The 5,056-nt window shown below is 72.3% G+C and carries 6 protein-coding genes; 3 read left to right on the top strand and 3 right to left on the bottom strand.

Annotated elements, in window-relative coordinates; translation table 11 throughout:
- Positions 1-156: LysR family transcriptional regulator (locus H5J29_RS20510; protein WP_181782674.1), on the bottom strand; the 156-nt coding region annotated here is incomplete at its 3' end.
- Between the two features lie 83 nt (positions 157-239).
- Between H5J29_RS20510 and H5J29_RS20515 the strand changes: the two genes are divergently transcribed.
- Positions 240-953 carry an SDR family oxidoreductase gene (locus H5J29_RS20515; RefSeq protein ID WP_181782675.1) on the top strand — a complete coding sequence of 238 codons (714 nt, stop codon included), beginning with the start codon at positions 240-242 and terminating at the stop codon, positions 951-953.
- 59 nt (positions 954-1,012) lie between these two features.
- Positions 1,013-1,306, top strand: a complete 294-nt coding sequence (locus H5J29_RS20520; protein ID WP_181782676.1) for a putative quinol monooxygenase — start codon at positions 1,013-1,015, stop codon at positions 1,304-1,306.
- Between the two features lie 276 nt (positions 1,307-1,582).
- Here H5J29_RS20520 and katG read toward each other — a convergent pair whose 3' ends face one another.
- Positions 1,583-3,754 carry a catalase/peroxidase HPI gene (katG, locus tag H5J29_RS20525; protein ID WP_181782677.1) on the bottom strand — a complete coding sequence of 724 codons (2,172 nt, stop codon included), beginning with the start codon at positions 3,752-3,754 and terminating at the stop codon, positions 1,583-1,585.
- 50 nt (positions 3,755-3,804) lie between these two features.
- The gene (locus H5J29_RS20530) at positions 3,805-4,230 is read right to left on the bottom strand and encodes a Fur family transcriptional regulator (RefSeq protein WP_181782678.1); all 426 of its coding nucleotides are present in this window, start codon (positions 4,228-4,230) and stop codon (positions 3,805-3,807) included.
- An 87-nt stretch (positions 4,231-4,317) separates the two neighbouring features.
- Between H5J29_RS20530 and H5J29_RS35930 the strand changes: the two genes are divergently transcribed.
- Positions 4,318-5,056 (top strand): phytoene desaturase family protein (locus H5J29_RS35930; RefSeq protein WP_181782679.1); only part of this gene is annotated, 739 nt, incomplete at its 3' end.

A 5,056-nucleotide genomic window follows, 5' to 3' on the forward strand; every position in this document is an offset into this window, starting at 1 on the left:
GCTGGTGCGGTCCAGCAGCGTGGCGCCGAGTCGGCGTTCGAGCTGCTGGATCGCGCGGGACAGCGGCGGCTGCGCCATGCCGAGCCGCTGCGCCGCCCGCCCGAAGTGCAGCTCCTCGGCGACGGCGACGAAGTACCGAAGCTCGCGGGTCTCCATCGCCTCGACGATACCCCCGAGGTATCGCCGACGACCCGATCGGTGTTGGCCGCGTCCCCGGTGCGCGGACGACGATCGATCCCATGAGCGAACAGACGACCGCGCTGGTCACCGGCGCGAACAAGGGGATCGGCTACGAGATCGCGGCGGGCCTGGGCGCGCTGGGCTGGCGGGTGGGGGTCGGCGCGCGGGACGCCGCCCGCCGGGAGACCGCCGTCGAGAAGCTGCGGGCGGCGGGGGTGGATGCCTTCGGGGTCCCGCTGGACGTGACCGACGACGCGAGCGTCGCCGCGGCCGCCGCGAGCCTCGACCGGCTCGACGTGCTGGTCAACAACGCCGGGATCACCGGCAGCATGCCGCAGGAGCCCACTTCGGTGGACCTGGACACCGTGCGCACCGTCGTCGAGACGAACGTGCTCGGCGTGATCCGGGTGACCAATGCGGTGCTGCCGCTGCTGCGCCGCTCGCCGCACCCGCGGATCGTGACCGTGTCGAGCGGCGTCGGCTCGCTGACCCGGCAGTCGGCCGACGCCGGTGACACCGGTCCGATCTCCGCGGCCTACTCGCCGTCGAAGACCTTCCTGAACGGGATCATGGTCCAGTACGCGAAGGAGCTGAAGGACACGAACGTCCTCGTCAACCTGGCCTGCCCCGGGTTCGTCGCCACGGACCTCAACGGCTTCCGCGGCCACCGCACGCCCGACCAGGGCGCGGCCACCGCGATCCGGCTCGCCACCCTCCCGGACGACGGGCCCACCGGCGGGTTCTTCGAGGACGCCGGTGAGATCCCCTGGTGACGGCTCCGGTTCCCGTGACAGGGTGATGATCGCGACCCCCGACCCGTACGGAGCACCTCATGCTGACCGCGATCCTGGAGCTCACCTTCCGCGCGGACGAGCTCGACTCGTCGATGAAGCAGCTCGACGCCATCCTCGCCGACACCCGGGCCTTCGACGGCTGCACCGGGGTCGAGGTGCTGGTGGACGTGACGGACCCGGCGCGGGTGTCCGTCGTGGAGCGCTGGGAGTCCCTGGAGCACGACGCCGCCTACCGGGCCTGGCGGGCCACCGAGGCCGGTGCCTCCCCGCTCGGTTCGCTGCTCGCGGCACCGCCGAAGCTCGTGCGCTTCGAGACGGCGTCGACCCTCTAGGCCGTCGGCCGAGCCCCGTCCGACCCTGCGCCCAGTAGGCCCCGTGGGGGAAGACGATCAGGTCGGTCTCGCCCTGCTGGGTGCTGTGGGTCCGCAGCCGCAGGTTCCCCGGGCGGGGGAGGCCAGGCCGACCCGCAGGAAGCGCGCCGACAGCCTGTCGACGCCGACGACCCCGGCCGCGTTCAGCAACGCGGCCCCGGCGACGTCCGCCGGGACGCGACCGGGCCCCTGAGGAATCGTCAGGGGCCCGGTCGAGCAGTCGGTCAGCTCAGCGGATCAGACGTCGTAGCGGTCCGCGTCGAGCACCTTGGCGAAGGCCGTGGCGAAGTCCGCGACGAACTTCTCCTTGGCGTCGTCGGAGGCGTAGACCTCGGCGAGGGCCCGCAGCTCGGAGTTCGAGCCGAAGACCAGGTCCGCCCGGGTGCCGGTGTACTTGACCTCGCCGCCGACGGAACCCTCGAACAGGTCCTCGTCGCCGGTGGAGGCCCAGGTCAGGTCCAGGTCCAGCAGGTTGACGAAGAAGTCGTTCGTCAGCACGCCGACCTTGTCCGTGAACACGCCGTTCTTCGAGCCGCCCGAGTTGGCGCCCAGCACGCGCAGCCCGCCGACCAGCACGGTCAGCTCCGGCGCGGACAGGCCCAGCAGGTTCGCCTTGTCGACGAGCAGGTACTCGCCGGGCAGGCGGTGGCCCTTGCCGCGGAAGTTGCGGAACCCGTCGACCGTCGGCTCCAGGTAGGAGAAGGACTCGACGTCCGTCTTCTCCTGCGTGGCGTCCGTGCGGCCGGGGGTGAAGGGCACCGAGACCGGGGTCCCGGCGTCCGCCGCCGCCTTCTCGACGGCCGCGACGCCGCCGAGGACGACGAGGTCGGCGAACGAGACGGTCCCGTCGTAGGAGGACTGGATGCCCTCGAGGACCCGGATGACCTGGGCGAGCTCGTCCGGGTCGTTGACCTCCCAGCCGCGCTGCGGCTCGAGCCGGATGCGGCCGCCGTTGGCGCCACCGCGCTTGTCGCTGATCCGGAACGACGAGGCCGCGGCCCATGCGGTGGACACCAGCTGCGAGACGGTGAGCCCCGAGTCGAGGATCTTCGCCTTGAGGTCGGCGACCTGCGCGTCGGTGAGGGTGTAGTCGCCGCGGGCGGGCACCGGGTCCTGCCAGAGCAGCTCCTCGGCCGGGACCTGGGAGCCCACGTAGCGCTGGATCGGGCCCATGTCGCGGTGGGTGAGCTTGTACCAGGCGCGGGCGAACGCGTCGGCGAACTGGTCCGGGTTCTCGAAGAACCGGCGCGAGATCTGCTCGTAGATCGGGTCGAAGCGCAGCGCCAGGTCCGTGGTGAGCATGGTCGGCAGGCGCTTCGGGTCACCGGCCTCCGGGCCGGGGATGATCGCCTCGGCGTCCTTCGCGACCCACTGGTTGGCACCGGCGGGGCTCTTCGAGAGCTCCCACTCGAAGCCGAACAGGTTCTCGAAGAAGTTGTTGCTCCACTGCGTGGGCGTGGTGGTCCAGGTGACCTCGAGGCCCGACGTGATGGTGTCGTGGCCCTTGCCGGAGCGGAAGCCCTGCTTCCAGCCGAGGCCCTGCAGCTCGATCGGCGCACCCTCGGGCTCCGGGCCGACGTTGTCGTCGACGTCCGGGTTCGCCGCGCCGTGGGTCTTGCCGAAGGTGTGGCCGCCCGCGATCAGCGCGACGGTCTCCTCGTCGTTCATCGCCATCCGGCCGAAGGTCTCGCGGATGTCCCGCGCCGACGCGATCGGGTCCGGGTTGGCGTTGGGGCCCTCCGGGTTGACGTAGATCAGACCCATCTGGACGGCGCCGAGCGGCTTCTCCAGCTCGCGGTCACCGGTGTAGCGCTCGTCGCCGAGCCAGGTGCGCTCCGGGCCCCAGTAGACGTCCTCGTCCGGCTCCCAGACGTCCGGGCGGCCGCCGGCGAAGCCGAAGGTCGTGAAGCCCATGGTCTCCAGGGCGCGGTTGCCCGTGAAGATCATCAGGTCGGCCCAGGAGACCTTCTGGCCCCACTTCTTCTTGACCGGCCACAGCAGACGGCGGGCCTTGTCCAGGTTGCCGTTGTCCGGCCAGCTGTTCAGCGGCGCGAAGCGCTGCATACCGGCGCCGGCGCCACCGCGGCCGTCCTCCACGCGGTAGGTGCCCGCGCTGTGCCACGCCATGCGGATCATGAACGGGCCGTAGTGCCCGAAGTCCGCGGGCCACCAGTCCTTCGAGTCGGTGAGGACGGCGTCGACGTCCGCGGCCAGCTCGTCGAGGTCGACGGTGGCGAACACGGCCGGGTAGTCGAAGTCCTCGGCCAGCGGGTTCGCGACGGCGGGGTGCTTGCGCAGGATCTTCAGGTTGAGCTGGTTCGGCCACCAGTCGGTGTTGCTCGCGCTCTCGGTGGGGTGCCCCAGGCGTCCGGAGTGGACCGGGCAGCCGCCGGCCTCCGCCTCGTTCATTCCCTTTTCGACAGTGGTGTGGTCGTCAGACACGGGACATCCTTCCGTGGTCATCTCAGGTGGGAGCAGGTGGGGCACAGGCCCCAGTAGACGACCTCGGCCTCGTCGATCGCGAAGCCGTGGTCGTCCGACGCGGTCAGACAGGGAGCGGACCCGACGGCACAGTCGACGTCGGCGATGGCTCCGCACGACCGGCACACGACGTGGTGGTGGTTGTCCCCGACGCGTGCCTCGTAGCGCGCGAGGGACCCGCTCGGTTGGATGGACCGCACCAGGCCCGCCGCGGTGAGCGCGCGGAGCACGTCGTAGACGGCCTGGTGGGACACCTCCCCGAGGGACTCCCGGACGGCCCCGAGGATCGAGGCCGTGTCGGCGTGTGGGCGGTCGTGCACGGCGGACAGGACTGCCACGCGGGGCCGGGTCACGCGCAAGGCGGCTCCCCGCAGCAGTCCCTCGAGGTCCGCGGTCGTCGGCACGACGGCAACTCTGGCCGACGAACTGGAATCAGTCAAGAAAGCGTCTCAGAGCGAGACGGTCGGGAGACACACCCTAGGGTTCGGTGCGTGAGCTCCGCGGTGGTGGTCGGCAGCGGCCCCAACGGACTCGCGGCCGCGGCCGTGCTCGCGCGGGCCGGGGTCGCGGTCACGGTGCTGGAGGCCGACGCCGTGCTCGGCGGCGGGGCGCGCACCGAGGAGGCGATCCTCCCGGGCCTGCTCCACGACCGCTGCTCGGCCGTGCACCCGATGGCGGTCGGCTCGCCGGTGCTGCGGGAGCTCGGCCTGGACCTCGAGTGGGCGCTGCCCGAGATCGACTGCGTCCATCCGCTCGAGGCGGCGGAGGCCGGCGTCCTGCACCGGTCGGTCACGGAGACCGCGGCCGGGCTCGGGGCGGACGGTCCACTGTGGCGCGGGCTGTTCGGCGGGCCCTCCGCGCGCTACGAGCGGTTCGCCCCGGACGTCCTGGGACCCCTGCTGCGCCTGCCCTCCCGCCCCTTCGACCTCGCCCGCTTCGGGATCCCGGCGCTGCTCCCGGCGACCACGCTCGGTCGGGCGTTCCGCACGCCGGAGGCCGCCGCGCTGTGGGCGGGCGTCGCCGCGCACGCGTTCCACCCGCTGGAGCGGCCGCTGACCTCCGCGATCGGGCTCGGCATCCTCACGGCCGGGCACCGGCACGGCTGGGCGGTCGCCCGCGGGGGATCGGGGGCGATCACGGCGGCGTTGGCGGCGGACGTCGAGCGACACGGTGGCCGGGTCGAGACCGGTGTGCGCGTCACGGAGCTCCCGTCGGCGGACGTCGTCCTGC

Source organism: Pseudonocardia pini (genome assembly GCF_013870575.1).
Classification (GTDB): Bacteria; Actinomycetota; Actinomycetes; order Mycobacteriales; family Pseudonocardiaceae; genus Pseudonocardia; species Pseudonocardia pini.